The organism is Rugamonas sp. FW305-51, assembly GCF_058786935.1.
Genome location: NZ_JBYSZG010000004.1, coordinates 50,401 through 73,831 on the forward strand (window position 1 = coordinate 50,401; position 23,431 = coordinate 73,831).

The following is a 23,431-nucleotide window of genomic DNA, read 5'->3' on the forward strand; positions in this document are numbered from 1 at the left end:
CTGACGAGTACTGCGCAATGCAGTTAATTCAGCATAGCAATCAATTTTCCACGTAGCAATATGAAAACTGCATTGGCCATCGAGTAAACTACGGCCCCGTCGAATTGACGCTAAACTAGCCGGTGGCACAGCACACCTGCTAGCCACCATAGTAACAGAGGATGAAAATGCAGAAAGTAAGTTTCGAATTGAACGGTGAGTTTGTTGAGCTGAACCAGCTATTGAAGCTGGTGGGCCTGTGCGACAGCGGCGGCGCCGGCAAGGCCATGGTGGCCAGCGGTACCGTCAAGGTGGACGGCAAGCAGGAATTGCGCAAGACGGCCAAGATCCGCGCCGGCCAGCGCGTGAAGGTGGGCGACATCGAAATCAACGTGACGCCGGCTTGATATCAACAATGATTTCGCTCTTGCATTTGGGCAATAACCTTCTAAGCTGAAAGCGTGGCCGGTCACGTTTGATCCGGCGCAAACCGCTGCGGCGCCCGATTGCTATATTGGGCTGCACCGCGTTGCGGCCAGATCAACCGTACACAAGGGGAACGCCATGGACGGCCCTGAGCATAGTTTGCAGACCCAGGAAAGGCTGATAGGCGACCTGCGGCAAGTGATAGAAAACGCGGAAGAGTTACTGAAAAACACGGACCAGTATGACAGCGCCCTGTACCACAGCGCCAGGGCCAGGCTGGCCCAGGCACTGCACACGGCCACCGAGGAATTGGCCCGCTTCGAGGATGCCCAGCTGCTGCGCATGATCGCCGCCACCGACGCGGCCTGCGCGCTGCACCAGGAGGCCAGCGGCGAAGCGCGCGTGCTGCGCGCCTTCCAGACGCGCTGAGCCGGCCCTGCGCTGAACTTGCCCTGCGCTGAACTTGCGCTGCGCTGAGCCTGCTCGGCGATGAGCCCGCCCTGCGCTAAGCCCCCCTCGCTTTGTCCGTCGTTAGCTTTGCCCGCCCTTATTTCCCGCCGGCCCGTTTTTCCTCAATCACCTCATCCACCGAGAAGCGGCCCGGTCCGAAAGCGGCCAGCACCAGCAACAGCAAGCCCCAGTACAGGTGGTCGTTGATGGCGGCCGGGCAATCGAAGCTGAACAGCTGCGGATAGGAAATGACGGCCATCACGTTCACGGCCAGCAGACCAAGCGCCGCCTGGCGTGTGAACAGGCCGGCGAACAACAGCACGGGAAACAGCAACTCGCCGCCCGCGCCCATCCAGGCCGCCAGTTCCGGCGGCAGCACCGGCACCTTGTATTCATCGTGGAACAGGGCCAGGGTGGCGGTCCAGTCGCCCACCTTGATCAGGCCGGCCTTGAAGAACTGGCTGCCGACGTAAAAGCGCAACGCCAGGTTCAGCAGGGAACCGCCCCATTCCGTCAGGTTGGCGTCGAAGCGGGAAAATTGCTGGTGCAGCCCAAGTATCATTTTCATCATGTTTTTCTCATTCGTTGATAAAGATAGGGACAACCTCGCCGGCAGCGAGGCGGGTACTGCTGTTGCGCTGATTGCCAGTGTTACATTGAATGTGGGTCGAAATCAACCACCCAGGCCGACGATCAGGCCGTTATCGAGCCACTGGGTCAGCTGGGCGCCGATATCGAAGTCTTCATCCCGTTCAAAGGCGGCATCCAATGCCGCACCGAAGGGGGCGCCGGACGCCAGTTGGCCCAGCGCGGCATGGGTCGCCGGGCTGAGCGGCAGCAACCGGGTCTTCCACTGCGGCCGCAGCACGGCGCCGTAGCTGGCTTGCGCCATGGTCTCCGGAAAGTCGTGCCCGCCGTCGGGCTGGTGGGCCAGCCACAGCGGCACGACGGCCCACGGCGACGCGTGCAGGCTGCACGCCGGATGCAGCATCATGGTCAGCTCTTCCAGCCGCTCCGGCGGCACGGCCGCCAACTGCGAGGCCGTGGCGGCCGCGGCGGCCGGTCCGTAGTGCGCCCGGTGCAAGGCCCACTCGAGCCGCGCCATGTCGGGCAGATAGGGCAAGTCAGCCGCATGGGGGAAGCCGGCCAGGAAATCGGCAAAGCCGGCGCCGAAGCGGTTCAGGTCGGCATTTCCGGACGGATGGGCATGGCCGTAGGCCTGGCTCAAACCGCCGAAAAATTCCTCGCCGACCAGCTGCCGGATCACGGGATAGGCGTTGGCCAGGGTCTTGTCCCAGGTGGCCGTCAGGTTGCCCCGGTACAGGCCGAAGCGGCGCCCGTCCTGCCCGGCCCGGAAGCGGGACTGGACGCCCGGCTCCTGCGCCGGATCGAACAAGGCGGCGGCAAAAACTTGCTGGGTGAACGCGAACGGGGGGACTGATGCAATGTCCATTTCAGCACAGGCCACCGGCGCCGCTGAAACTGCCGCGATCGCGTGTGCTGCCTGTGCTGCCCGCGCCTCTGGAGTGACCCGTGCCAGCTGTGCTGCCTGGGCCGTCGGTGTAGCCTCTATCGCCTGTATCGCCATCGCCGCCGGCGCCAGCCGGTCGGCCAGCGCGCGCGCCTTGTCCGCTTCGCCCAGCAGCACCTCCAGCGCGGGAATGTCGGTATCCCATTCGATCAGCGTGGGCACGCGGCCGAAGCGGCGCAACGCCGCCTCGTACAGCCGCCAGACCGGTTCGGCCACCGTATCACCGTGATGGTCGATCACGGCCAGCGGCGTGACCAGGTGTCCGGCCAGGTGGATTTCGCCCACCGTGCCGACGGTGAGGTCGGCCATGGCCTGCAAGGCATCCTCGCCGTGGTTGCACTGGTTGACGTATAAATTGTTGATATCGAGCAGCAGGCCGCAGCCCGTGCGCGCGGCCAGGGCGGCCAGGAATTCCGTCTCGCGCATGGCGTCGTCCCGGAACCGCACGTAGGTCGAGACGTTTTCCAGCAGGATCTGGCGTTGCAGCCTGTCCTGCACCCGCTGCACGCGCTCGCACAGCAAGTTGAGCGCAGCCTGGTCCAGCGTCAGCGGCAACAGGTCGTTGAGCTGGCGGTCGGCCACGGCGCCCCAGCACAGATGCTCGGACACCAGCACCGGTTCAGCCCGCCGTACGAGGCTGGCCACCCGCTCCAGATGGGCAGCGGAAAAGCCCCGCGCCGATCCCAGGCCCAGCCCCACCCCATGCAGGCTGAGCGGATAATCGCGCCGCAACTGTTCCAGCACGTGCCAGTCCCAGCCTGCCTGGTCGAGATAGTTTTCCGTGTGCACCTCGAGCCAGCCGGCGGCCGGCCGCTGCTCGAGGAACTGGCGGTAGTGCGGTGCCCGCAATCCTACGCCAACGCCCACGCCCAGCGCGGCGACTGGCGAACCATTCTGCAGGGAAGTGGACATGGCGGGCTCCGCTACCGTCGGCAACGATTACTTGGCAGGTGCGGCAGTCTTGCCGCCCATTTTTTCGCAGGTGCCCTTGGCCACGTATTTCCACTCGGCGGCGCCGTTGTCGACCTTGGACTGGCCGGCGCAGGAGTGGGCGCCGTTGGCGGCGGCGCAATCGTTCTGGCCAGCCTTGGCGATGCCGAAGCACTTCTCCTTGTCGGTAGCGGCCGAGGCGGCCGAAGTGGCGGCGCTGCTGGCGGCGCAGACGGTGGCGAGGGCGGCGGCGATCAGGGCTTGACGTTTGTTCATGGTAAGTCTCCTTGTAGGAAAAAATAACGGGGAAGAAATCGGGTTTGCGGTGCGACGGCTATCGTCTGCATCTGGACGGTAGTCGCCCCACCCGGCGCAAACCTTACAGCGCTTTTCTATTTTTTTGAAAAAGGGGAGTTTCAACCCGGGCAAGACCTGGCGATTTTACTAAGATGGCGGGAAAAGAACAGCGCTATCCGATACAGCCGGCGAAATAAAACCGCCAGGCGTAGTAACGCCGCGCACCACAAGGCTGTTGACTGAGGAAAAAAAACGGGAAGAAATACAAAGGGGCCGCGCACGGCCCCAGCGCGCGCCCGCAGGCGCGCCAGACAGACAGCGGCGGTGGCCGCTCAGGCTTTGGTGTTGATCGTGTTGCCCAGGTGCGAAGGCAGATTCGGCGTGGACGGCACGGGCGGAATCGCTTCGATCAGGGCGGCGGCGCTGGAAGCCTGGATATCCTGGGCCTTTTTCAACACTGCCACGCCAACGGCCTGCTTGGTGCCGGTGTCCGCAATCGTCGTTGATAGTTGGGCAATACCTGTGACGTCCATGTCAGTCTCCAATAAGGCGTATCACCTTATTTACGGACGTTCCGGCGTGATCTTTAGGCCTGCCGCACAAATATTTAGCAGCCCGTGTGATGGCGCAGCCAGGCCAGCACGGCGGCCGGCTGGTTCAGGTCCAGCCAGGCCAGGCCGGCGCGCAGGCCGTCCGGCGCCGGCTGGTCGGAGGCGACGGCGATGATGTGGCCATCGTCCGGATACAGGGGCGCGTTGCCGGACGCGGCCCGGTACACTTCCAGCTTGGCGATCGGGTAAGACTTGAACCCTTCCAGCAAGGTCAGATCGGCCGGCGACAGGCGCGCCAGCTGGTCTTCCAGGGCCGGCTCCGGCGCGCCGCGCAGTTCGCGCACGATGGCGTAACGGTAGGGCGAGGCCACCATCACTTCGGCCGCGCCGGCGCGGCGCAGGCGGGCGCTGTCCTTTTGGGGCGGCTCCATGTCGAAATCATGGTGGCTGTGCTTGATCACGTTGACCGTCAAACCGGCGCCGGCCAACTGCCCGACCAGCCATTCCAGCAGAGTGGTCTTGCCGCTGCCGGAGCGCCCTACCACGCCCAGCACCTTACGCCCCAACCCGCCCGAATTGCCCTGCATCGCCCTGCTCCGCTTTGTTGTCGTGCCGCCATTATACTCACGCGGCCGGCAACGGCGGGGCTCACACGTCCTTGCGGAACACCTCGTTGTGCTGGCGCCGGCGCACCAGGCAGACCAGGCCCAGGCCGGCCAGCAACATGCCGTAGCCGGGCGCTTCCGGCACCGGCGACAGGGTTTGCGCCGTGTAGCTGGCGCCCACGCGGGCCAGGTCGGCATCGGTCAGTCCGAATACGAAGAACTTGTTGTCGCCGCTGTCAGCGCTGAAGTCGTTGTCGTTGGCCACGTACAGGGTGTGGGTCAGCACGCCGTCGCGCATGACGTCGGCGCCGAAGGCCAGGCCTTCGATCTTGGACGGAATCTGCCTGGCGCTGTAGCCGTTGGCCACCAGGACAGGCACCAGGTCCAGGAACAGCTGCTTGTTCAGCGCCGGCGTGCCGGCGCCGATGGACGCCAGCCCACTCACGTCCGTGGCGCCGGCCAGGTCCACCATGTACAGCTGCTTGTTGACGGCCTTGGAACCGTCGCCCAGGCCCTTGCCGTCGCGCTCGTCGACCAGGAACTGGTGGTCGTTCAACGCCACGATCTCGCTCACGCCGGTGCCGGTGCTGAGCTGGTAGGCATATTCGTGGGTGGCCTTGGTGGCAATGTCGATGGTGACGATGCGCAGCGTGCCCTTGGCGTCCTGCTCCAGGTTGGCTTGCATGGCGCCGACCAGCGTCTTGCCGTCGGGCGTGATGGCCAGCCCTTCCATGCCCTTGTTGGCGATACGGCCGCTGGCGTTGCCGGCGATCTCGGCGTCGCCGCTGGCCGCCAGGTGGGACGCGGCCAGCTTGCCCGGCAGCGCAAAACTGTTGATGCGCTGCCCCGTGGCACGGTCGAACTGGTAGACATAGGGACCGTATTCGTCCGACACGAACACGCTCTTGCCGTCGCGCGCCACGCGCACCGCTTCCGGATCAAGGCGGCCGTTGTTGGGGTTGGCGCTGGTCTGGGTCGGATCGAAATTGTCGGAGCGGCCCGTGAAGTAGAAATGGCCGGCGCTGTTGAGCGCAGGCGTGCCGCTGCCCAGCATGTAGCTGCCGCCCGTACCCAGTGCGCCGGTGCCGTAGCTCAGCGGCGTGGCGCTCGACAGCAAGGTGGTTGCGCTCAGCGTCGGCGTCAACGTGTAGGCCAGGCCGGGGCCGGCGTTGGCCGTCAGCGTCATGTTGATGGTCTGGAAGCGGTTGATGTAGGACGTGGTGTTGTCCACCAGCGGGTTGTAGACACTGGCATTGGGGCCGCGATCGGGCGTGGCGATGAAGGTATTGCCGCCGGCATAGGCCAGGCCGGAACCGAGGCCGCCCAGCAGGTTGCCGGCCACGCCATTTTCCAGCGGGCCGGCCGTGGCCGGCGACAGGTCCACGGCCATGCCGCTCAGGCTGCCCACGGCGATCAGCTCCACGGCATGGGCGCGCGGTACGGAAAATGCGGCGGCGATCAGCAGCGGCATCAGCTTCAGGTGTTTCATTGATATTCCCCGGCATAGTTGACTATGGGGTAAAAATATCACTGAGACATGACGCAATGATGACATTCCGATCACATTGCACGTGACCGCGTCAGTATGGCACGCGGTAGCGGTAGCCCTTGAAGGTGAACACGGCGGCCTTGGGCAGCAGCTTATCGAGCACGAGGCCGGGGGCGACCTCCTCGCCTTCGTGGCGCAGCACCTTGTCGATCAGCAGCAGGCGGTCGGCCGGGTTGCGCGAGTAGATATAGCCGCCCACGGCAATGGGCGGGATGGCGCGCTGTATCGGTTCGGGCAGCTCGCGCAGGTTCTGGGCTGTGTCCTCCTGCGCCGGCGCGGCGGACGGCGCGGGGTTGACGGACGCAGTGGCGGCCGCAGCGCCCTCACCCAAGGCTGCCTTGGCCGACACGGGGGCGTCATGGCGCGGCACGGCGTTGCGGGACGATACGGCGATTGGGGCTGCGGCGGCAGCCGGAGCCGCCGGGGTCTGCACCACGCGCGGCGCGGTGGCCACTGGCGTCTGCGCCACGGATGGCGGCACAGTGGCAGGCGCGGAGGGCGCGACGGACGACGGCGCGGCCGCCGCTGGTACCGGCGTCACGGATGGAAGCAAGGTCGAAGCCGGCGCGGGCGCCACAGACGATGGCGCGGCAACGGTCTGTATCTGCGCCACAACAGGCGACGGCGACGGCGCCGGCAGTGCCGATGCGGGCGCGGTAGTGGCCGTTCCTGCCATGTTCGCCGCCTGCGGCGCGGGCGCGCCGGCAGTGGCCGCGGCCGGTGGCGCCGGGCGCAACACCAGCGCCAGCAAGCCCACCGTCACGCTGCCCAAAGCGCCCAGCGCCAGCACCAGCGGCTTGTTGCGCAGGCCGGCGCGGGCAGCCGGCGCGGCGGCGATGGCGGGCGCATGGATGGTGGGCAAATCGCCCAGCTGGCGTTCCGCCTGCGCCTTCTTCAGTGCTTCCAGGATGTAGGACATGTGTGATCGGCTGGTCCGGCCGGCCCGATGGGAGTGGTCAATCCTGCGATTGTACGGCCTGCGGCCCCGAAATTCATCCCACCCAAAACATTACATCATAATGTGATATATTTACTTTCCCCATATCACTTTACCTGGCCTCATGTCTCCCCGCTCCCACGAACTTAGCAAAAGCGACTTCGAAACGCTATCCAATTTCCGCTATCAGATGCGGCGCTTCGAGCACTTTTCCGAATCGGCCGCCCGCGCGGCTGGCATCACCCCTCTGCAATATCTGCTGATGCTGCATGTGAAAGGCTTTCCCGGCCGCGAGTGGGCCAGCATCGGCGAACTGGCCGAACGGCTGCAATCGCAACAGCACGGCGTGGTGGCGCTGGTGTCGCGCTGCGAGGCGGCCGGACTGGTGCAGCGGCGCGTGAGCACGGCCGACAAGCGCCAGGTGGAAGTGCATCTGCTGCCGCACGGCGAAGCGCTGCTGGTCAAGCTGGCCGACCTGCACCGGGCCGAGTTGCAGTCGCTGGAAGGCAAGTTCACCGTGCCCGTCGTCGACTGGCAGGAGCAGCCATGAGCCGGCGCGACTTCGCGGGCGACTTGCGCCTGATGATCGTGGCCATGGCCGCGCTGGTGGGCCTGCTGAGCACGCTGGCTGCCTGCGCCCTGCTGCGGCTGATCCATTTCTTCACCAACCTGTTCTTCTTCCAGACCTTTTCACTGGCCGAACGCTCGCCCGCCCTCAACACGCTGGGCTGGTGGGTGCTGGCGGTGCCCGTGATCGGCGGCCTGATTATCGGGCTGATGGCGCGCTACGGCTCGGAAAAGATCCGCGGCCACGGCATCCCGGAGGCGATCGAAGCCATCCTGTTCGGCCAGAGCACCATGTCGCCCAAGGTGGCCATGCTCAAGCCCCTGTCCTCGGGCATCGCCATCGGCAGCGGCGGGCCGTTCGGCGCGGAAGGCCCCATCATCATGACGGGCGGCGCGCTCGGTTCGCTGGTGGCCCAGCACCTGCACCTGACGGGCGCCGAACGCAAGACCCTGCTGGTGGCCGGCGCCGTGGCCGGCATGACGGCCATCTTCGGCACCCCCATCGCGGCCGTGCTGATGGCGGTCGAACTGCTGCTGTTCGAGCTGCGCCCGCGCAGCCTGCTGCCGGTGGCCGTGGCGTGCGCCGTGGCCGGCTTTGCCCGCGCCCTGGTACTCGATGGCGGCCCCCTGTTCCCGCTGCAGACGCTGGCGCCCACGGCTGCCGTGCTGCCAGGTTGCCTGGTGGCCGGCACGGTGGCCGGCGCCCTGGCCTGGCTGCTGTCGACCTCGCTGTACCGGGTCGAAGACTGGTTCCACCGCCTGCCGTTGCACTGGGTGTGGTGGCCGGCCATCGGCGGCGTGGCCGTCGGCATAGGCGGCTACCTGGAGCCGCGCGCGCTGGGCGTGGGCTATGACGTGATCGGCGACCTGCTGCACAACCACCTGGCGCTGCACTTCATGCTGGGCCTGCTGCTGTGCAAGGCCGTGATGTGGGTGCTGGCGCTCGGCTCGGGCACCTCGGGCGGCGTGCTGGCCCCGCTGCTGATGCTGGGCGCCGGCCTGGGCGCCCTGCTCGGCCCCTACCTGCCGGGCAACGATCCGGCCTTGTGGCCGCTCGTGTTCATGGCCGCCACCCTGGGGGGCATGATGCGCGCGCCCGTGATGTCGGTGGTGTTCGCGGTGGAACTGACGCATGACGTGAATGCCCTGCTGCCCCTGCTGATGGCTTCCGCCGTGGCGTACGGCTTTACGGTGCTGACCATGGGACGTTCCATCCTGACGGAAAAGATCGCCCGCCGCGGCTACCACATCTACCGCGAATACGGCATCGATCCCATGGAGCAGCACAGCGTCGCGGAAGTGATGACCAGCACCCCCGTGTGCGTGGACGCGCAGGCGCGCGTGGCCGACGTGCTGCTCAGCCACTTCGGCGACGGCCAGCTGCACCGGGCCTATCCCGTGCTGCATGGCGAACGGCTGGTGGGCATGGTGGACCGGGCCGCGCTGCAACGGGGCGCGGCGCACACGGTGGGCGAACTGTTCGGGGTGAACGTACCCAACGTGGCGCTGGGCACGGAAACTTGCCGCGCCGTGGCCACCCGGCTCGCCATTCACGGGCTGGAACGCTTGCCCGTGGTGGCAGACGCCCAGTCGCTGAAGCTGATCGGACTGGTCAGCCGCAGCGACCTGATCAAGCCGGCCGGCACCCTGTTCGGCGAGGAACAGCAACGCCAGACCTTCCGCAGCGCCATCCCGCAGCGCTTCCGCACGCGCCAGCCGTAATCAGGTGGATGGGGTGGCGGCGACTGCCCGGGACTGCCAGCGACTGCCGGGGCACTGCCGCGGACCGCAGGGGCCTGCGGGATGCCGTCGGCTGCCGGCAGGCGGCGTCAGCGCGGCGTAGTCAGCCGTGGTTCCTGCACGCCGGCCAACTGGTACAGGCGTATAAACGTTTTCGGGCCTGCCACGCCATCCGCCTTCAAATGCTGGGCGGCCTGGAATTCGCGCAGGCGATGCATCAGTGCCGCATCGAGCGCCTGGTTCTCGGCGGGCTTCTTCAACCCGTACAACTGGGACAGGCGTTTGGCCAGCCAGTCCACGTCGGGGCCATGGTCGCCGTCCGTCACCTCGTCGCGCCAGCTGCGCGGGGCACGCCAGAACGTCACGTAACTGCCGTCGTAACGGGCGGCCAGCGCATCAAGGCTGAGGCGCTGGGGCTTGCCGTCGAACGTGACGGTGGCGCCGGCCGCGTCCAGCGCCGTCAGCAAGGCATAACGGGGATAGGCCGGATCGTCATGCAGCGTCAGCACGGCCGGACGGTCCAGCTGGCGCAGTTCGGCCATGCCGCCCTTGGTTTGCAGGCAGCGCAGGTTGAATTTGGCCGCCACCTGGCACGGCTCACCTGACGGCAAAGTCTGTCCCCACAACGCGGCCAGCTGACGCAACAGCGGTTCGGGCCGCGACGCCCCGTCGCCGGCGGGCGCGGGTGAGGACGACGGACCAGCCACTGCGGTAACGGGCGATGCGGCCGTCGCGATGGCTGCGGCCGATGGTCCCACCCCGACGGTGCCAGCCGATGGGCCTGTCCCAACAACCACACCGGCCGTCGCCCTTGTCCCTGTGGCTGCGGCCACGCCCGCGCTTCCCGCCGTGCGCGCAGCCGAGGCTGCGTGCAGATCGGGCCCTGATACCGTTTTGGTATCACGAGGCAGCCACTGCCAGGCCGCCGCGCTGAGCGCGACGCCGGCCAGCGTTCCGGCCGCCAAGCCCGCACCCCATTGCGGCCAGGCCCGGCGCGCGCCGCCCCCCGCCCGGGCCGGTCCGGCGAACACTTCATCCGCGGCCCGCCGCAGGATGGCGGGTGTGACCTGCGGCTGGTTCTCCACGTAAGCGCCGAGCAAGGCCCGGTCGCACAGCAGATTGATGCGGCGCGGCACGCCCTTGGCCAGCTTGTGCACCAGCCCCGTGAGGCGGCGCGGGAACGGCGAACTGGCCGTCACCCCGGCCACGGCCAGCCGGTGTTCGATATAGCTGCCCGTTTCCGCCTCCGTCAGCGGCCCCAGGTGGTAGCGGGCGATGACGCGCTGGGCCAGCTGTTCCAGCTCCGGGCGCGCCAGCATGGCGCGCAGCTCGGGCTGGCCGATCAGGATGATCTGCAACAGCTTGCGCTCGTTCGTCTCCAGGTTGGTCAGCAGGCGCAATTGCTCGAGCACGTCGGCCGACAGGTTCTGCGCCTCGTCGATCACGAGCACATTGTTATGGGCCTGGGCATGGCTGGCGAGCAGGTAGCGGTTGATCGCATCCACATACACTTTGACGCTCACCGCCCCGGCCCCGTGCGGCGCCAGCGTGATGCCGAATTCATCGCACACCGACAGCAGCAACTCCTCCACCGATAGCTTGGGATTGAAGATGTAGGCCAGCTTGCAGTTGGCGGGAATCTGTTCCATGAAGCAGCGGCAGACGGTGGTCTTGCCGGCGCCGATTTCGCCCGTCAGCAGCACGAAGCCGCCGCCGCTGCCCACGCCGTACAGCAGGTGGGCCAGGGCCTCGCGGTGGCGTTCGCTCATGAACAGATAGCGCGGATCGGGCGCGATGGAAAACGGCGGCTGCTTCAGGCTGAAAAATTGCGTGTACATGAAACCCCTGGTTGGCGTCAGCGCGGGCGCACGGCCTTGGGCTGGACGGGCGGCAGCGGCTTGAACTTGGCGCAGTATATCTTGGACTTGGTATTGAAATAGACGATGCGGCTGGCCGGCCTGGCTTCCCGCACCGGGAATGCCGAGCTGTCGATTTTCGCATATTGCATGCCCACTTGCCCGGCGATGGCCTGTTCCAGCTTGTCCGGCGTGGTTTCGGCCACGGCGCCCACGAACACGAAGGTGCTGGTGTCGTCGCTGACCATCAGCTCGGATATCTCCACGCCCCACAGGGTGGCGCCGTCCGACTTGAACCAGTAGGCGCCGCCGTCGTGCTTGTAGGCGGGACCGAAGGCGGCGGTCAGATAGGTGTGGAAATAGCGGTTGTCGACTTCGTTACGGCACAGTAAGGCATTGCCGACGATGGTACCGAAGGTGGTGGGAACGGCCGCGTGGACGCCGGCGCCGCACAGCGCCAGCAGCAACGGCGCCGTCACGCGCAGCGCCAGTTGACGCAACGGACTGCTCAGCGCTGTGCGCATGCTAGAGCTTGGACATCCAGGCCCGGTTGGCCTGGATGCGGGCCTTGGCCGCGGCTGGCAGCACTTCATAACAGCCAGGATATTGCTTCAATGCACTTTCGCGCACTTCCTTCTGCAAACCGTTGATCAGGAAAATATACAGTACCGCACCGTCTTCCGTCTTTCTGGTTCCCATATATTTGATCATGCTTACTCCCTTCGCCAGCCGACGGCCCGCGCAGCGGTCGCCCCTTGGGTGGCATTATGACATTGTGCTTAGAAATCACATACTGTTTCGCGCGCGTGTGAAGGTAGATATCGGCTCGCCAGTGTATAAACTGTAGCGTATGGCGCAGCGTTGATCTGGCGCAGGTGTGAGCGATAGCTCAAACATTCAAATTCGATAACGACTATTATGAAATTCTAGTATCCAGTACCAGGGTGATATGCTCTAATGAATTGAGGTCGAAAGAGCGCCGGAGAATAAGAACTCTTGGAGAGGGTAATGAAAAGCATCATCACAGCGCTTGCGTTGACGCTGTCCCTGTTTGTTGCCGCAACAGCCCAGGCGGGGGATGCCGTAGTTATCGACAGCAACACCAGCAGCGACAGCGCCAGCGACATGCCGCGCGGCTTCATCGAGATCGACGATCCCATGCATGTGCTGCAACCCTATCTGGCCGACGACGTGGTTTTGCCGCGTCAGCAAGTGGGCTACTGGATACGGCCGCAGCTGACCGCCACCCGGGTGGAAGGCATCGCCGGACACAACGCCGCTCCCGGCAAGAAAGTATCCCGCCCCGCAGCGCTCAAGAGCAAGTATTCCGACCTGCCGGAGCCGCCGATGGCCTCCATGCTGCTGATCGGCCTGATACTGCTGTTCCTCACCGTGCAGGAAGAAAAAGACGAAAAGTTCACCAAGGAATAGCCTGCGCCAGGTCAGGCCAGCGCCACCGTTCCCGTTCAAGTCCCCTTTTCTGCACCTGATCCCGCCCATCCGTCCTTCTGTCTTTTTGCGGCCACGTCCGCCGCGACGATGGTCTATCTTGCTGCCATTCCCACCGCACTGCGAGAGAGACGCCATGAACCAGCTGATCCAACGTAGCACCCTGGCCGCCGCCCTGACCATGGCCTGCACCCCGCTGCTGGCGGCCACGCCCCAGCCCGACAATGCCAGCGGCACGGAAAGCCGCGCCGTGGCGCCGTTCAGCGCCATCTCGCTGGAAGGACCGTGGCGCGTGCTGGTCACGGCGCAGGGCGAGTCCGCCGTGGAACTGAGCGGCCCGCGCAAGGAAATGGCCAGCGTCGAAACCGTCGTCACGGGCGATACGCTGGTGGTGCGGCCGTTGCGCCACAAAGGCTGGAACCTGTCGTTCAACTGGGGCCAGCGGCCGCCGCTGACGCTGCACATCACGGCGCCCCGCCTGGCCAGCCTGAGCGCCAGCGGCAGCGGCAACGTGCAGCTCGAACAATTCCATGGCCAGCAGCTGACGCTGACCGCGGCCGGCCCGGGCGCCCTGCGCGCCAGCGGCGACGCGCGCGAGCTGACCCTGCACGCCAGCGGCAGCGGCGACGCCAACTTGCGCGCCATGAGCGTGGGCAAACTGAATGTACGGATGAGCGGTGCAGGCAACGTGTCGGCCGCCGGCATCGGCCAGGATGTCAATGCGGAACTGAACGGCTCGGGCGACCTGAGCGTGGATGACGTACATGGCGGGCGCGTCAACGCCGTGCTGCGCGGGGCCGGCGACATGCGCGTGAACGGCAGCAGCAAGGAACTGCGGGTCGAGCTGTCTGGCTCGGGCGACCTGGCCGCCTGCGGCCTGCAGACGGAAGCGGTGACGGCCGTCATGCGCGGCGCCGGCGATGCCTGCGTGGCCGGCACCATCCGCCAGTTCGACGCCGAAGTGCGTGGCTCGGGCGACCTGACCGTGCGCGGCTTGCAGGCGCAGAACGTGCGCGCCATCCTCAGCAGCGCGGGCACCATGATGCTGTCGGGCAGCGGCGGCACGCTCAGCGCGGAAGTGACGGGCTCGGGCAACCTGAACGCGAAGAACCTGCAAGTGACGCGGGCCGTCACGCGCAGCCGCGGTCCCGGCAACATCTACCTGAACAAGGTCAGCGACACGCTGGACGCGGAGGTGAGCGGATCGGGCGACCTGAACGCCAGCGCCGACTGCAAGCAAGTCAAGCTGACAATCGACGGGCCCGGCCGGGTCACGCTGGACGGCAAGACGGACAACCTGCACGTCCAGCTCACCGGTTCGGGCGACCTCAATGCGCGCCGGCTGTGGGCCACACAGGCGGACGTGGTGGTGCGCGGCCCCGGCAGCGCCATGGTCAGCGTCAAGACGGCCGACAAGACAGAGCTGCTGACGATAGACCGCAACGGCGCCCGCGAACGCGTCAACTGACACGCCACATCGTGCCCGCCCCCCAGAAAATGGGGACGTACCCCTTTTTCGAGCAAAAGCCGCACCGTCCAACCGGACGTGCGGCCTTTTTACTGCCCTTCCAGCACCGAAACTGGGGACGCGAAACTGGGGACGTAACACGGTTTTCGAAAACCGTGTTACGTCCCCAGTTTCAGAAACCGTGTTACGTCCCGGTTTATTTTGTCAGTCGAAGCAGAGGCGCTTCTTGGTGGCGGCGATCAGCTTGGCGTCGTAGGGGTGGAGGTTTTCGATGAACAGCAGCTCGCTTTCATCGGGCTCTTCCAGGCACATGGCCAGCATCACCGGGCCGTCTTCCATCCGCCCCAGGAAATGCTTGGGCCAGCGGTTCTTGCGGTGGGCGCGCAGCACTTCCATGCCTAGCTTGGCCAACGGCGCCTTGACGCCGGCCGCCAGCGCTTCGCGCTGCCATTCGTCCCAATAATCGTTCTGTACTGCCTTGTTCATCTTTGCACTTCCGGAGGCTAAAGGCGACAGTGTACCCCGGCCGTCGCCTGCCTACCACAACAAGACCAGATTGGCCTGCAACCAGGCAGAAAACCATACCATTTCCAAAAAGAATCTATTCGTTACAAAACAACGAGTTAGCTATGCAAATAGCAGAACTGAAGGCAGTCCACTTCGAGAATAGACAATACCAGTTAAATACCTGTTGACAAGCTGGTTTGGCAAACTTATAGTGCCCCACAACTCCCCGGTTTGCAGGCGGTATGCAAGGCCAGGCCGGGACGGACACTACAGCTCAGGCATTCTCAGACAATCATGATCGAATACTTCATCGGCGTGGACGGCGGCGGCAGCGGCACCCGGGTGCGGCTGGCGGACCGCGACGGACGCGAACTGGCCGAAGGCGCCAGCGGCCCCTCCGGCCTGCTGCACGGCATCGAGCGCGCCTGGGCTGCCGTGGAAGACGCGTCCGCCCAGGCCTTCCGCGCCGCCGGCCTGGCCATCCCCGACAAGCAGCACATCGCCATCGGCCTCGGCCTGGCCGGGGTCCACAATAAGCAATGGGCAGCCCAGTTCGTGGCGGCCAATCCTGGCTACGTCAGGGTGGCGCTGGAAACGGATGCCGGCACCACGCTGCTGGGCGCCCACTGCGGCCAGCCGGGCGCCATCATCGCGCTCGGCACGGGCAGCGTGGGCGAAGTGATGCTGGCCGACGGCAGCCGCTACGAAGTGGGCGGCTGGGGCTTCCCGTCCGGCGACGAGGCAGGCGGCGCCTGGATCGGCTTGCGCGCCGTGAACCACATCCAGCAGGTGATCGACGGCCGCGCCACCGGCAGCCCGTTCGCCAGCGCCGTGATCGACGCCTGCGGCGGCACGCGCGACGCGATCCAGGTCTGGCTGGCCGGCGCCAACCAGACCCAGTATGCGCAGCTGGCGCGGCTGGTGCTGCAATATGCGGACACCGGCGCGCAGGCCGATCCCACGGCGCGCGCCATCCTGCTCGAAGCGGGCCGCCAGGTGGCCCTGATCGCGCAGGCGCTCGACGCCGGCGCCACCTTGCCCATCGCCCTGTGCGGCGGCCTGGCCGCGCCCCTGCGTCCCTACCTGCCGCAGGCGCTGTTGCAACGGCTGGTGGCGCCGCACGGCGATTCCGCCGCCGGCGCCCTGCGGCTGATACAACAACATTGGAAGGAGTAGCCAGTGCTAGCACAGTTGAGCGATTTCAGACCCGATACCAGCAGCGACACCCCGCTCTATATGCAGTTGGCCAACAAGCTGTCCGACGGCATCGCCAGCGGCGACTGGCGCGCCAACGAGGCGCTGCCGTCCGAGCGCGTGCTGTCGGAGATGCTGACCATCTCGCGCGTGACGGCGCGCAAGGCGATCGACATGCTGTGCGAGCGCGGCATGCTGACCCGCAAGCGCGGCTCGGGCACTTACATCACGCCCAAGCTGGAGCAGCCGCTGTCGCGCCTGACGAGCTTTTCCGAAGAACTGAGCCAGCGCGGCTTCACGGCCGGTTCGCGCTGGCTGCAGCGCGACATCGGCGTGGCCTCGCCGCAGGAACTGCTGTCGCTGGGCCTGTCGCCCAACATGCCGGTGGCGCGCCTGAAGCGCCTACGCACGGCCGACGACGTGGTGATGGCGATCGAAACGACCACCATCCCGGCCGCCTACATGCCCAATCCGCACAGCGTGACGGACTCGCTGTACGGCTACCTGGAAGCGACGGGCGCGGTGCCGATGCGCGCGCTGCAGCATATCCGCGCCGTCAACGCCAACGCTGAGCAGGCGCGCCTGGCCAACATACCCGCGGGTGCCGCCATGCTGCACATCACCCGCGTCAGTTATCTCGACAACGGCGCCGCAGTGGAACTGACCCACTCGTTTTGCCGTAGTGATTATTATGAATTCGTAGCGGAGTCGCGCAGATGAGCGGTGCAATCAAAGGCAATATCCTGACCTCGGCGGGCTGGATCCGCGGCGAGATCGCGTTCTCGGACCGTATCGGCGCCATCCACGGCGCCGCCACCGATCCGGCCACCAACGGCGACGATTACGTCATCCCCGGCTTTATCGACCTGCACGTGCATGGCGGCGCCGGCAAGGATGTGATGGAAGGCGGCGACGCCGTCCACGCCATCGCCGCCATCCATGCCCGGCACGGCACCACCAGCCTGCTGGCCACCACCATGACGGCGCCGCCGGAAGACATCGACGTCGCCCTCAAGGCGATTGGCGAGGCGTGCGCCAACCGCCGTCCCGGCGGCGCGCGCGTGCTGGGCGCCCACCTGGAAGGCCCGTACATCAACTCCGGCAAGCTCGGGGCGCAACCCAACTATGCGCGCGCCGCCAAGCTGGCCGACGTGCAGCGCCTGGCCGCCTTCGCGCCGCTCAAGCTGATCACCGTGGCGCCGGAAATCGCCGGTCACCTGCAGCTGGTGCGCGAGCTGTCCGACGCCGGCATGCGGGTGCAGATCGGCCACACGCTCGGCTCCTACGAGGACGGCGTGGCGGCGCTCGAGCACGGCGCGGCCGGCTTTACCCACCTGTTCAACGCCATGAGCGGCCTGCACCACCGCGAGCCGGGCATGGTGGGCGCGGCCCTGGCCCACGCCCAATATGCGGAACTGATACCGGACCTGCTGCACGTGCATCCGGGCGCCATCAAGGTGGCGCTGCGCGCCATCCCCCACCTGTACTGCGTGACCGATTCGACGGCCGCCACCGGCATGCCGGACGGCGAGTACATGCTGGGCCGCCACACCGTTCAAAAATGCATGGGCGGCGTGCGCCTGCCCGACGGCACGCTGGCCGGCAGCACCCTCACCATGGACCAGGCGCTGCGCAACCTGGTGGGACTGGGGCTGGAGCTGGCCGACGCCTCGGCCCGCGTCTCGACCTACGCGGCCGACTACCTGGGCCTGCAGGAACGGGGCCGCCTGGCGCCCGGCGCCTGGGCCGACATGGTGGTGCTCGACCGCGACCTGAATCTGAAAGCCGTTTATATCGAAGGAGAACTGTTGTGACCTCAATGATGCTCAAAGAAGCGCTGTCGGCTGCCGACTGCGTGGCCCTGCAACTGGCCAGCGACACCGACCGTTACGCGGAGCTGGGCCGCAAATTGAGGAGCACGTCCTTCTCGACCGCGCTGACCATCGCGCGCGGCAGCTCGGACCATGCCTGCTCGTACGCCGCTTACCTGATCATGGCGCGCCTGGGCCGGGTGGTGGCGTCGCTGCCGATGTCGCTCGTCACGCTCAACAAGTCGCCGCTGATCACGCGCGACACGCTGGCCATCTCCATCTCGCAGTCGGGCCAGAGCCCGGACGTGGTGGAGCCGATCCGCTACTTCCGCGACGGCGGCGCCACCACCGTGGCACTGGTGAACGACATCGATTCGCCGCTGGCCCACGCGGCCGAATGGGCCATGCCGCTGCGCGCCGGCAAGGAGCAGAGCGTCGCCGCCACCAAGAGCTTCATCACCAGCCTGGTGGCCGCGGCCCGCATGGTGGCCCAGTGGCAGAACGATCCCGAACTGCTGGACGGCCTGGCAGCGCTGCCCGACTCGCTGCGCGCCGCCACCCGGGAAGACTGGTCGCAGGCGATCGACATCCTGGCCCCGGCCCGCAACATCATGGTGGTGGGCCGCGGCATCAGCTTCCCCGTGGCGCTGGAAGCGGGCCTGAAGTTCAAGGAAACGTCGGCCCTGCAGGCGGAAGCGTTCAGCGGCGCCGAGATCAAGCACGGCCCGATGGCCCTGATCGAGGAAGGCTATCCGCTGCTGATCTTCGCCACCCGCGGCCCGACCCAGGCCAGCCTGCTGCAGCTGGCGGCCGAGATGCGCGGCCGTGGCGCGCGCGTGCTGCTGGCCGCGCCGGCCGACGTGGCCGAGCGCGACCTGACCCTGCCCACGGCGGCCACACCGGACCTCGACCCCATCGTCGCGATCCAGGCCTTCTACGTCATGGCGGCCAAGCTGTCGGCGGCGCGCGGCATGGACCCGGACAGCCCGCGCCACCTGAGCAAAGTCACCAAGACCAACTAAGCGCCAATACCAGCGCCAGCGCCCCGCCTCCACCATCCCGGACCTGCCATGAAGATCAAGTTACTGCTGACTGCATGGCTGGCGCTGGGCTGGTGCGCGATGGCCTCGCCATCGCCGCCACCGCAAAAGATCGAGTTCTGGACCTTCAGCATGAAGCCCAGGTTCACGCCCTACTTCGAGGCGCTGGCGCGCCGCTACGAGGCCGACAATCCCGGCGTCAAGCTCGAGTGGGTGGACTTCCCGTGGGACGTGATCCAGACCAAGCTGGTCACGCGCATCGTGGCCGGCACGCCGCCGGCGCTGGTCAACCTGAACGTGCCGTGGGCCGAGGAATTCGCCCGCGACGGCCTGCTGGCGCCCGTCGATGCGCTGCTGGCCGAGGCCCGTCCGCGCTATCTGCCGGCCGCCCTGCAGGACCTGACCTTCGGCGGCAAGACCTATGGCTTCCCCCTGTACAGCAACGTCGCCGTCATCGCCTACAACAAGCAGTTGTTCCAGGCGGCCGGCATCGTCCATCCGCCGCGCGACCTGGACCAGCAACTCGACTATGCGCGCCGCATCGCGGCCCGCACCGGCAAGGCCGGCCTGTGCCCGGCCCTGTCCAAGATCGACGGCCTGATGATGCAGCAGGGCCTGGCCGTGATCCGCGACGGGCGCGCCGTGTTCAACTCGCCGCAGCATGTGGCGCTGGTGCGCAAGCTGGCCGACACCTACCAGGCCGGCGGCCTGCTCAAGGACAGCCTGTTCGCCGAGGATAACTTCCCCGCCGCGATCGACGCCTACAAGGGCGGCCGGCTGGCCATGCTGCTGGCGCCGCCCACGGCGCTCAAGCGCGTCCAGGCCGACGCCGCGGACATCTACGCCGTCACCGACGTGGCGCCCGCGCCGCTGGGCCCCACCGGCATCGCCGACGGCGGCTGGCTGATCCATTTCGCCGTGCCGAAGAACGTCAATCCCGCGCTGCTCCCGGCCGTGGGCAAGTTCGCCCGCTATCTCACCAATGACGAAAACGAGCTGGCGTTCGCACGCCAGGCCAGCGTCTATCCGGCCATGGCGCGCGCCGCCAGCGACGCCTTCTTCACCACCGTGCCGCCGGGCGCGGGCGCGTCGGAAAAGGCGGTCGCCGCCGGCGCCGTCTCCATGCCGCATGCGCACACCTTGTACGTGGCCGGCGTGACGGACTACGACGAACTGCGGCGCTACCTGGTCAAGGCCGTCGAGGCGGGCGTGACAGGCAAGCAGGACATCCAGCAGGCGCTGGACCAGGCGGCCGCGATCTGGAACCGCAAGCTGGCCACGCAAAGGGGACATTGAGATGACGCGCCGCCCCCTCGCCGCCTGGCTGTTCCTCGCTCCCGCGCTGGCGCTGCTGGCCGTGTTCTCGTTCTGGCCCGTGGCCTTCGGCTCCTGGCTGGCCTTCACCGACTACAGCCTGATACGGCCCACCCACTGGGTCGGGCTGGACAACTTCCGCTACATCTTCGACAACGAGATGTTCGTCACCGGCCTGAAAAACTCGCTCGTGTTCCTGCTCATGGTGCCCTGCGTGCAGGTGGGCGCGCTCAGCCTCGCGGTGCTGGTCAACAACCGCCTGCCCGGCATCCGCCTGTTCCGCGCCGCCTTCTACGTGCCGGTGGTGACGACGGTGTCGGTGGTGGGCATCATGTGGGGCTTCATGTTCCACGAACAGGGCGCGCTCAATTACGTGCTGCTGGCCATGCACCTGGTGGGCGCGCCCGTCGGCTGGCTATCGAACGACACGCTGGCCCTGTTCTCCATCATGTTCGTCACGCTGTGGCGCGGATTGGGCTGGTATATGGTGATGTACCTGGCCGCGCTGCAGGCGGTACCGGCCGACATGCAGGAAGCGGCCATCCTGGACGGCGCCACACGCTGGCAGCGCTTCTGGAAAATCACCGTGCCCATGCTGCGCCCCACCATCATGGTGTGCACCATCCTGTCGGTGCTGGCCGCGCTCAAGGCCTACCAGGAAGTGGACGTGCTGACCCAGGGCGGCCCCATGAACTCCACCTTCACCGGCCTGTATTACGCCTACGACCAGGGCCTCAAGCACCTCAAGCTGCCGCGTGCGCTGGCGGCCAGCTTTGTCGTCTCGCTGTTCTGCGTGGGCATCGCCGTGCTGTGCCTGCGCTACATCAAGCCCCGGAGCGGCCGATGAAAATGCGTCCGCACACCGTGCTCCATTACGCCGTGCTGTGCGCGCTGGCCGTGGTGTGCGTATTCCCGTTCTGGTGGACGCTGGTGACGGCGCTCTCCACCGAGGGCAACATCTTCGCCTTCCCACCCACGTTCTGGCCGCGCGCGCCGTCGCTGGCCAATTTTGCCGAAGCGTTCCGCGCCATTCCCATGCTGGCCTTCTTCCGCAATTCCGTCTTCATCGCCGCCTGCACCGTGTTCTGGAAGCTGGCCCTGTGCTCGATGGCGGCCTACCCGCTGGCGCGCATGCAGTTCCGCGGCCGCAAGCTGGTGTTCGCGCTGATCCTGGCCACGCTGGTGCTGCCGTCGGAAGTGAACTTTCTCGTCAACTTCATCACCGTGACCAAACTGAGCCTGGTCGACACCTACACCGGCGTGATCCTGCCCAACGTGGTGACGGCCGTCGCCATCCTGCTGCTCAAGCAGGCATTCGAGGAAGTGCCGCAGGACCTGATCGACGCGGCGCGCGTGGACGGGGCCTCCGAATGGACCATCTTCAGCAAGATCATGCTGCCGCTGATCGCGCCGTGGCTGGCCACGGTGGGCATCCTGACGGCGGTCGAATCCTGGAACGAATACATCTGGCCTTCGATCGTGATGAGCAAGCCGGACGATTTCCCCCTGTCGGTCGGCGTGCTGTATTTGCGCGGCACCTTCGGCAGCAGCACCCGCGTGATCGCGGCCGGAACCGTGCTGACCATCCTGCCCACGCTGGCAGCCTTCCTCTTTACCCAACGATTCTTCATGCGCGGCATGGACGGAGCAGTGAAATGAAAAACACCCTGAACGAACTGAGAAAAATCGCCGGACAGCTGATCATGATCCGCTTCCCCGGCACCGTGCTCGATGCCGCCACCGCGCGTTTCATCCAGGCCAACGGCATCCGCGCCGTGTGCCTGTTCCGCGCCAACATGACGGACTCCGAACAGCTGGCCGCCCTGACGGCCCAATTGCGCGCCCTGATGGGCCCTGAATCGCTGATCGCCATCGACCAGGAAGGCGGCGCCGTGGTGCGCTCGACCTGGGTGCCGGCGCCGCCGGCGGCCATGGGCCTGGGCGCGGCCGACGACGCGGACCTGGCCCACCGCACCGGCGCCGCCGTGGCGCGCGCCGTCAAGGCACTGGGCTTCAACTGGAATTTCGCGCCCGTGCTGGACCTGAACAACAACCCGCACAACCCCGTCATCGCGGAGCGCTCGTTCGGCGCCGAACCGCGGCGCGCGGCCGAACTGGGCATGGCCTGGATGGCCGGCAGCCACGACGAAGGCGTGGCCTGCTGCGTCAAGCACTTCCCCGGCCACGGCGACACCCACGTCGATTCGCACCGCGACCTGCCCACCGTGGACAAGCCGCTGGCGCAGCTCGAGCAGTTCGAGTTCGCGCCGTTCCGCCTGGCCGCCGCCCAAGCGCCGGCCATGATGACGGCCCACATCGTCTACCCCGCGCTCGATCCGGACTATCCGGCCACCATGTCGCGCCGCATCCTGCACCAGCTGCTGCGCGAGGAATGGCAATACCAGGGCGTGATCATCACCGACGGCATGGACATGCACGCCATCGCCGGCCGCTACGGCGTGGGCAAGGCCGCCGTGCGCGCGCTGCTGGCCGGCGCCGACATGGTGATGGCGCTGGGCACCCCGGAAACGCAGGAAGAGACACTGAACGCCATCGCCGACGCGCTGGCCTCGGGCGAGCTGTCGATGGACGAAGTGCGCACCCGGCTGGCGCGCCTGGCCACGCTGGCGCTGAGCTATCCGTGCCAGCCGCGCACCTACCTGGAAGACGCCGCCGACCGCGCAGTGATGGCCGAAGGCTGGCGCCGCGCCCTGAGCGCGCGCGGCAATCCGCAGCGTCCCGCCGCCGGCAGCAAGGTACGGCTGGTGATGCGCCAGGACGTGGTGAGCGACGGCGTGTCCGAAGCGGGCGTGCCGGCCGCCACGGTGGCCGCTTCGCTGCGCCGCCTGTACGACGTGGACCTGGTCACCTACGACGACGCCGAGGCGTTCGACTGGTCGGCGCTGCCGCAGGACGGCCGCTACACCATGCTGGCCTCGACCTCGCGCCTGCGCTACGGCCCGCGCGCGCGCGACAGCTGGCGCCCCGACGTGCACCTGGCGCTGTGGAATCCGTACCAGGCGCTCGACATCGCCGCCCCCGCGTTGATGACCTACGGCTTCGCCGCGCCGGCGCTGGACGCCGTCAACGCCTGGCTGGCCGGCGAGCTGGAAGCGAACGGCCGCGTGCCGGTGCCCGGCTTCGACTGATCCGGCGCGCCAGCAGCACGCCAGGCGAACCACGGCAGGCGATAACGACCTAACCAGACCACGACAAAACAAGAGACAACA

Annotated in this window: 25 protein-coding genes; 14 read left to right on the forward strand and 11 right to left on the reverse strand. The window is 66.8% G+C overall.

What is annotated here, in order from left to right; all coding sequences use genetic code 11:
- The first annotated feature begins 167 nt into the window (after positions 1-167).
- Together AC3WOS_RS04130 and AC3WOS_RS04135 are read left to right on the forward strand one after the other, a co-directional pair.
- Entirely contained in the window at positions 168-386 is a 219-nt protein-coding gene (locus AC3WOS_RS04130) for an RNA-binding S4 domain-containing protein (RefSeq protein ID WP_492714574.1), read from the forward strand.
- A gap of 157 nt (positions 387-543) precedes the next feature.
- On the forward strand, positions 544-834 hold the full coding sequence (locus AC3WOS_RS04135; RefSeq protein ID WP_492714575.1) for a hypothetical protein: 291 nt from the start codon (positions 544-546) through the stop codon (positions 832-834).
- Positions 835-952: 118 nt separating this feature from the next.
- Here the strand turns inward: AC3WOS_RS04135 and AC3WOS_RS04140 are convergent, their stop codons facing one another.
- The 7 genes from AC3WOS_RS04140 to AC3WOS_RS04170 form a co-directional block, all read right to left on the reverse strand.
- Complete coding sequence (locus tag AC3WOS_RS04140) at positions 953-1,426, reverse strand: DoxX family protein (RefSeq protein ID WP_492714576.1); 474 nt, start codon at positions 1,424-1,426, stop codon at positions 953-955.
- A 102-nt stretch (positions 1,427-1,528) separates the two neighbouring features.
- Positions 1,529-3,298 (reverse strand): MNIO family bufferin maturase, encoded by a 1,770-nt coding sequence (gene bufB / locus AC3WOS_RS04145; protein ID WP_492714577.1) that lies wholly within the window; start codon positions 3,296-3,298, stop codon positions 1,529-1,531.
- A gap of 27 nt (positions 3,299-3,325) precedes the next feature.
- Positions 3,326-3,592, reverse strand: a complete 267-nt coding sequence (locus tag AC3WOS_RS04150; RefSeq protein ID WP_492714578.1) for a BufA1 family periplasmic bufferin-type metallophore — start codon at positions 3,590-3,592, stop codon at positions 3,326-3,328.
- A gap of 353 nt (positions 3,593-3,945) precedes the next feature.
- Positions 3,946-4,146: a YjfB family protein gene (locus AC3WOS_RS04155; RefSeq protein ID WP_492714579.1), complete on the reverse strand. Its 201-nt coding sequence runs from the start codon at positions 4,144-4,146 to the stop codon at positions 3,946-3,948.
- A gap of 74 nt (positions 4,147-4,220) precedes the next feature.
- Positions 4,221-4,751 (reverse strand): molybdopterin-guanine dinucleotide biosynthesis protein B, encoded by a 531-nt coding sequence (gene mobB, locus AC3WOS_RS04160; RefSeq protein WP_492714580.1) that lies wholly within the window; start codon positions 4,749-4,751, stop codon positions 4,221-4,223.
- Between the two features lie 61 nt (positions 4,752-4,812).
- Positions 4,813-6,258 carry an esterase-like activity of phytase family protein gene (locus AC3WOS_RS04165; RefSeq protein WP_492714581.1) on the reverse strand — a complete coding sequence of 482 codons (1,446 nt, stop codon included), beginning with the start codon at positions 6,256-6,258 and terminating at the stop codon, positions 4,813-4,815.
- Between the two features lie 91 nt (positions 6,259-6,349).
- Entirely contained in the window at positions 6,350-7,237 is an 888-nt protein-coding gene (locus tag AC3WOS_RS04170; RefSeq protein WP_492714582.1) for a general secretion pathway protein GspB, read from the reverse strand.
- 142 nt (positions 7,238-7,379) lie between these two features.
- On the opposite strand from AC3WOS_RS04170, the gene AC3WOS_RS04175 reads away from it, so the two are divergent.
- Complete coding sequence (locus AC3WOS_RS04175; RefSeq protein WP_492714583.1) at positions 7,380-7,805, forward strand: MarR family winged helix-turn-helix transcriptional regulator; 426 nt, start codon at positions 7,380-7,382, stop codon at positions 7,803-7,805.
- Positions 7,802-9,544: a chloride channel protein gene (locus AC3WOS_RS04180; RefSeq protein ID WP_492714584.1), complete on the forward strand. Its 1,743-nt coding sequence runs from the start codon at positions 7,802-7,804 to the stop codon at positions 9,542-9,544. The genes AC3WOS_RS04175 and AC3WOS_RS04180 overlap by 4 nt, the downstream gene beginning before the upstream one ends.
- Before the next feature lie 107 nt (positions 9,545-9,651).
- On the opposite strand, the gene AC3WOS_RS04185 is transcribed toward AC3WOS_RS04180, so the two are convergent.
- Genes AC3WOS_RS04185 through AC3WOS_RS04195 form a run of 3 tightly spaced genes read right to left on the reverse strand, consistent with a single transcriptional unit; the run spans position 9,652 to position 12,129 of the window.
- Positions 9,652-11,400, reverse strand: coding sequence for an AAA family ATPase (locus AC3WOS_RS04185; RefSeq protein WP_492714585.1), 1,749 nt, complete (start codon positions 11,398-11,400; stop codon positions 9,652-9,654).
- Between the two features lie 17 nt (positions 11,401-11,417).
- Entirely contained in the window at positions 11,418-11,942 is a 525-nt protein-coding gene (locus tag AC3WOS_RS04190; RefSeq protein WP_492714586.1) for a hypothetical protein, read from the reverse strand.
- A 1-nt stretch (position 11,943) separates the two neighbouring features.
- Complete coding sequence (locus tag AC3WOS_RS04195) at positions 11,944-12,129, reverse strand: hypothetical protein (protein ID WP_492714587.1); 186 nt, start codon at positions 12,127-12,129, stop codon at positions 11,944-11,946.
- Positions 12,130-12,426: 297 nt separating this feature from the next.
- Here AC3WOS_RS04195 and AC3WOS_RS04200 point away from each other — a divergent pair, with 297 nt between their 5' ends.
- Together AC3WOS_RS04200 and AC3WOS_RS04205 are read left to right on the forward strand one after the other, a co-directional pair.
- Positions 12,427-12,849 carry a hypothetical protein gene (locus AC3WOS_RS04200; RefSeq protein ID WP_492714588.1) on the forward strand — a complete coding sequence of 141 codons (423 nt, stop codon included), beginning with the start codon at positions 12,427-12,429 and terminating at the stop codon, positions 12,847-12,849.
- Positions 12,850-13,003: 154 nt separating this feature from the next.
- Complete coding sequence (locus AC3WOS_RS04205; RefSeq protein ID WP_492714589.1) at positions 13,004-14,335, forward strand: head GIN domain-containing protein; 1,332 nt, start codon at positions 13,004-13,006, stop codon at positions 14,333-14,335.
- Between the two features lie 204 nt (positions 14,336-14,539).
- Here AC3WOS_RS04205 and AC3WOS_RS04210 read toward each other — a convergent pair whose 3' ends face one another.
- Positions 14,540-14,821: a hypothetical protein gene (locus tag AC3WOS_RS04210; protein WP_492714590.1), complete on the reverse strand. Its 282-nt coding sequence runs from the start codon at positions 14,819-14,821 to the stop codon at positions 14,540-14,542.
- 315 nt (positions 14,822-15,136) lie between these two features.
- On the opposite strand from AC3WOS_RS04210, the gene AC3WOS_RS04215 reads away from it, so the two are divergent.
- From AC3WOS_RS04215 to nagZ, 8 genes are read left to right on the forward strand one after another with little or no spacing between them, the layout of a single operon-like run.
- Positions 15,137-16,018 (forward strand): glucosamine kinase nucleotide-binding domain-containing protein, encoded by an 882-nt coding sequence (locus tag AC3WOS_RS04215; protein ID WP_492714591.1) that lies wholly within the window; start codon positions 15,137-15,139, stop codon positions 16,016-16,018.
- Between the two features lie 3 nt (positions 16,019-16,021).
- Positions 16,022-16,756, forward strand: coding sequence for a GntR family transcriptional regulator (locus AC3WOS_RS04220; RefSeq protein WP_492714592.1), 735 nt, complete (start codon positions 16,022-16,024; stop codon positions 16,754-16,756).
- Entirely contained in the window at positions 16,753-17,850 is a 1,098-nt protein-coding gene (gene nagA, locus AC3WOS_RS04225) for an N-acetylglucosamine-6-phosphate deacetylase (RefSeq protein WP_492714593.1), read from the forward strand. The genes AC3WOS_RS04220 and nagA overlap by 4 nt, the downstream gene beginning before the upstream one ends.
- Before the next feature lie 5 nt (positions 17,851-17,855).
- Positions 17,856-18,869 carry an SIS domain-containing protein gene (locus tag AC3WOS_RS04230; protein WP_492714751.1) on the forward strand — a complete coding sequence of 338 codons (1,014 nt, stop codon included), beginning with the start codon at positions 17,856-17,858 and terminating at the stop codon, positions 18,867-18,869.
- A 48-nt stretch (positions 18,870-18,917) separates the two neighbouring features.
- Positions 18,918-20,183, forward strand: coding sequence for an ABC transporter substrate-binding protein (locus AC3WOS_RS04235; RefSeq protein ID WP_492714594.1), 1,266 nt, complete (start codon positions 18,918-18,920; stop codon positions 20,181-20,183).
- Between the two features lies 1 nt (position 20,184).
- On the forward strand, positions 20,185-21,048 hold the full coding sequence (locus tag AC3WOS_RS04240) for a carbohydrate ABC transporter permease (protein ID WP_492714595.1): 864 nt from the start codon (positions 20,185-20,187) through the stop codon (positions 21,046-21,048).
- Positions 21,045-21,860 (forward strand): carbohydrate ABC transporter permease, encoded by an 816-nt coding sequence (locus tag AC3WOS_RS04245; protein ID WP_492714596.1) that lies wholly within the window; start codon positions 21,045-21,047, stop codon positions 21,858-21,860. The genes AC3WOS_RS04240 and AC3WOS_RS04245 overlap by 4 nt, the downstream gene beginning before the upstream one ends.
- Positions 21,857-23,350 (forward strand): beta-N-acetylhexosaminidase, encoded by a 1,494-nt coding sequence (nagZ, locus tag AC3WOS_RS04250; protein ID WP_492714597.1) that lies wholly within the window; start codon positions 21,857-21,859, stop codon positions 23,348-23,350. The genes AC3WOS_RS04245 and nagZ overlap by 4 nt, the downstream gene beginning before the upstream one ends.
- The last annotated feature ends 81 nt before the right edge of the window (positions 23,351-23,431 follow it).

Bases quoted from the DNA above. Each gene is read 5' to 3' on its own strand.
- AC3WOS_RS04230 (WP_492714751.1), top strand. From the start codon at position 17,856: ATGATGCTCAAAGAAGCGCTGTCGGCTGCCGACTGCGTGGCCCTGCAA.
- AC3WOS_RS04170 (WP_492714582.1), bottom strand. From the start codon at position 7,237: ATGTCCTACATCCTGGAAGCACTGAAGAAGGCGCAGGCGGAACGCCAG.
- AC3WOS_RS04185 (WP_492714585.1), bottom strand. From the start codon at position 11,400: ATGTACACGCAATTTTTCAGCCTGAAGCAGCCGCCGTTTTCCATCGCG.
- bufB (WP_492714577.1), bottom strand. From the start codon at position 3,298: ATGTCCACTTCCCTGCAGAATGGTTCGCCAGTCGCCGCGCTGGGCGTG.
- AC3WOS_RS04130 (WP_492714574.1), top strand. From the start codon at position 168: ATGCAGAAAGTAAGTTTCGAATTGAACGGTGAGTTTGTTGAGCTGAAC.
- mobB (WP_492714580.1), bottom strand. From the start codon at position 4,751: ATGCAGGGCAATTCGGGCGGGTTGGGGCGTAAGGTGCTGGGCGTGGTA.
- nagZ (WP_492714597.1), top strand. From the start codon at position 21,857: ATGAAAAACACCCTGAACGAACTGAGAAAAATCGCCGGACAGCTGATC.
- AC3WOS_RS04240 (WP_492714595.1), top strand. From the start codon at position 20,185: ATGACGCGCCGCCCCCTCGCCGCCTGGCTGTTCCTCGCTCCCGCGCTG.
- AC3WOS_RS04215 (WP_492714591.1), top strand. From the start codon at position 15,137: ATGATCGAATACTTCATCGGCGTGGACGGCGGCGGCAGCGGCACCCGG.
- AC3WOS_RS04165 (WP_492714581.1), bottom strand. From the start codon at position 6,258: ATGAAACACCTGAAGCTGATGCCGCTGCTGATCGCCGCCGCATTTTCC.
- AC3WOS_RS04150 (WP_492714578.1), bottom strand. From the start codon at position 3,592: ATGAACAAACGTCAAGCCCTGATCGCCGCCGCCCTCGCCACCGTCTGC.
- AC3WOS_RS04235 (WP_492714594.1), top strand. From the start codon at position 18,918: ATGAAGATCAAGTTACTGCTGACTGCATGGCTGGCGCTGGGCTGGTGC.
- AC3WOS_RS04135 (WP_492714575.1), top strand. From the start codon at position 544: ATGGACGGCCCTGAGCATAGTTTGCAGACCCAGGAAAGGCTGATAGGC.
- AC3WOS_RS04175 (WP_492714583.1), top strand. From the start codon at position 7,380: ATGTCTCCCCGCTCCCACGAACTTAGCAAAAGCGACTTCGAAACGCTA.
- nagA (WP_492714593.1), top strand. From the start codon at position 16,753: ATGAGCGGTGCAATCAAAGGCAATATCCTGACCTCGGCGGGCTGGATC.
- AC3WOS_RS04210 (WP_492714590.1), bottom strand. From the start codon at position 14,821: ATGAACAAGGCAGTACAGAACGATTATTGGGACGAATGGCAGCGCGAA.
- AC3WOS_RS04155 (WP_492714579.1), bottom strand. From the start codon at position 4,146: ATGGACGTCACAGGTATTGCCCAACTATCAACGACGATTGCGGACACC.
- AC3WOS_RS04140 (WP_492714576.1), bottom strand. From the start codon at position 1,426: ATGATGAAAATGATACTTGGGCTGCACCAGCAATTTTCCCGCTTCGAC.
- AC3WOS_RS04200 (WP_492714588.1), top strand. From the start codon at position 12,427: ATGAAAAGCATCATCACAGCGCTTGCGTTGACGCTGTCCCTGTTTGTT.
- AC3WOS_RS04195 (WP_492714587.1), bottom strand. From the start codon at position 12,129: ATGATCAAATATATGGGAACCAGAAAGACGGAAGACGGTGCGGTACTG.
- AC3WOS_RS04190 (WP_492714586.1), bottom strand. From the start codon at position 11,942: ATGCGCACAGCGCTGAGCAGTCCGTTGCGTCAACTGGCGCTGCGCGTG.
- AC3WOS_RS04245 (WP_492714596.1), top strand. From the start codon at position 21,045: ATGAAAATGCGTCCGCACACCGTGCTCCATTACGCCGTGCTGTGCGCG.
- AC3WOS_RS04205 (WP_492714589.1), top strand. From the start codon at position 13,004: ATGAACCAGCTGATCCAACGTAGCACCCTGGCCGCCGCCCTGACCATG.
- AC3WOS_RS04180 (WP_492714584.1), top strand. From the start codon at position 7,802: ATGAGCCGGCGCGACTTCGCGGGCGACTTGCGCCTGATGATCGTGGCC.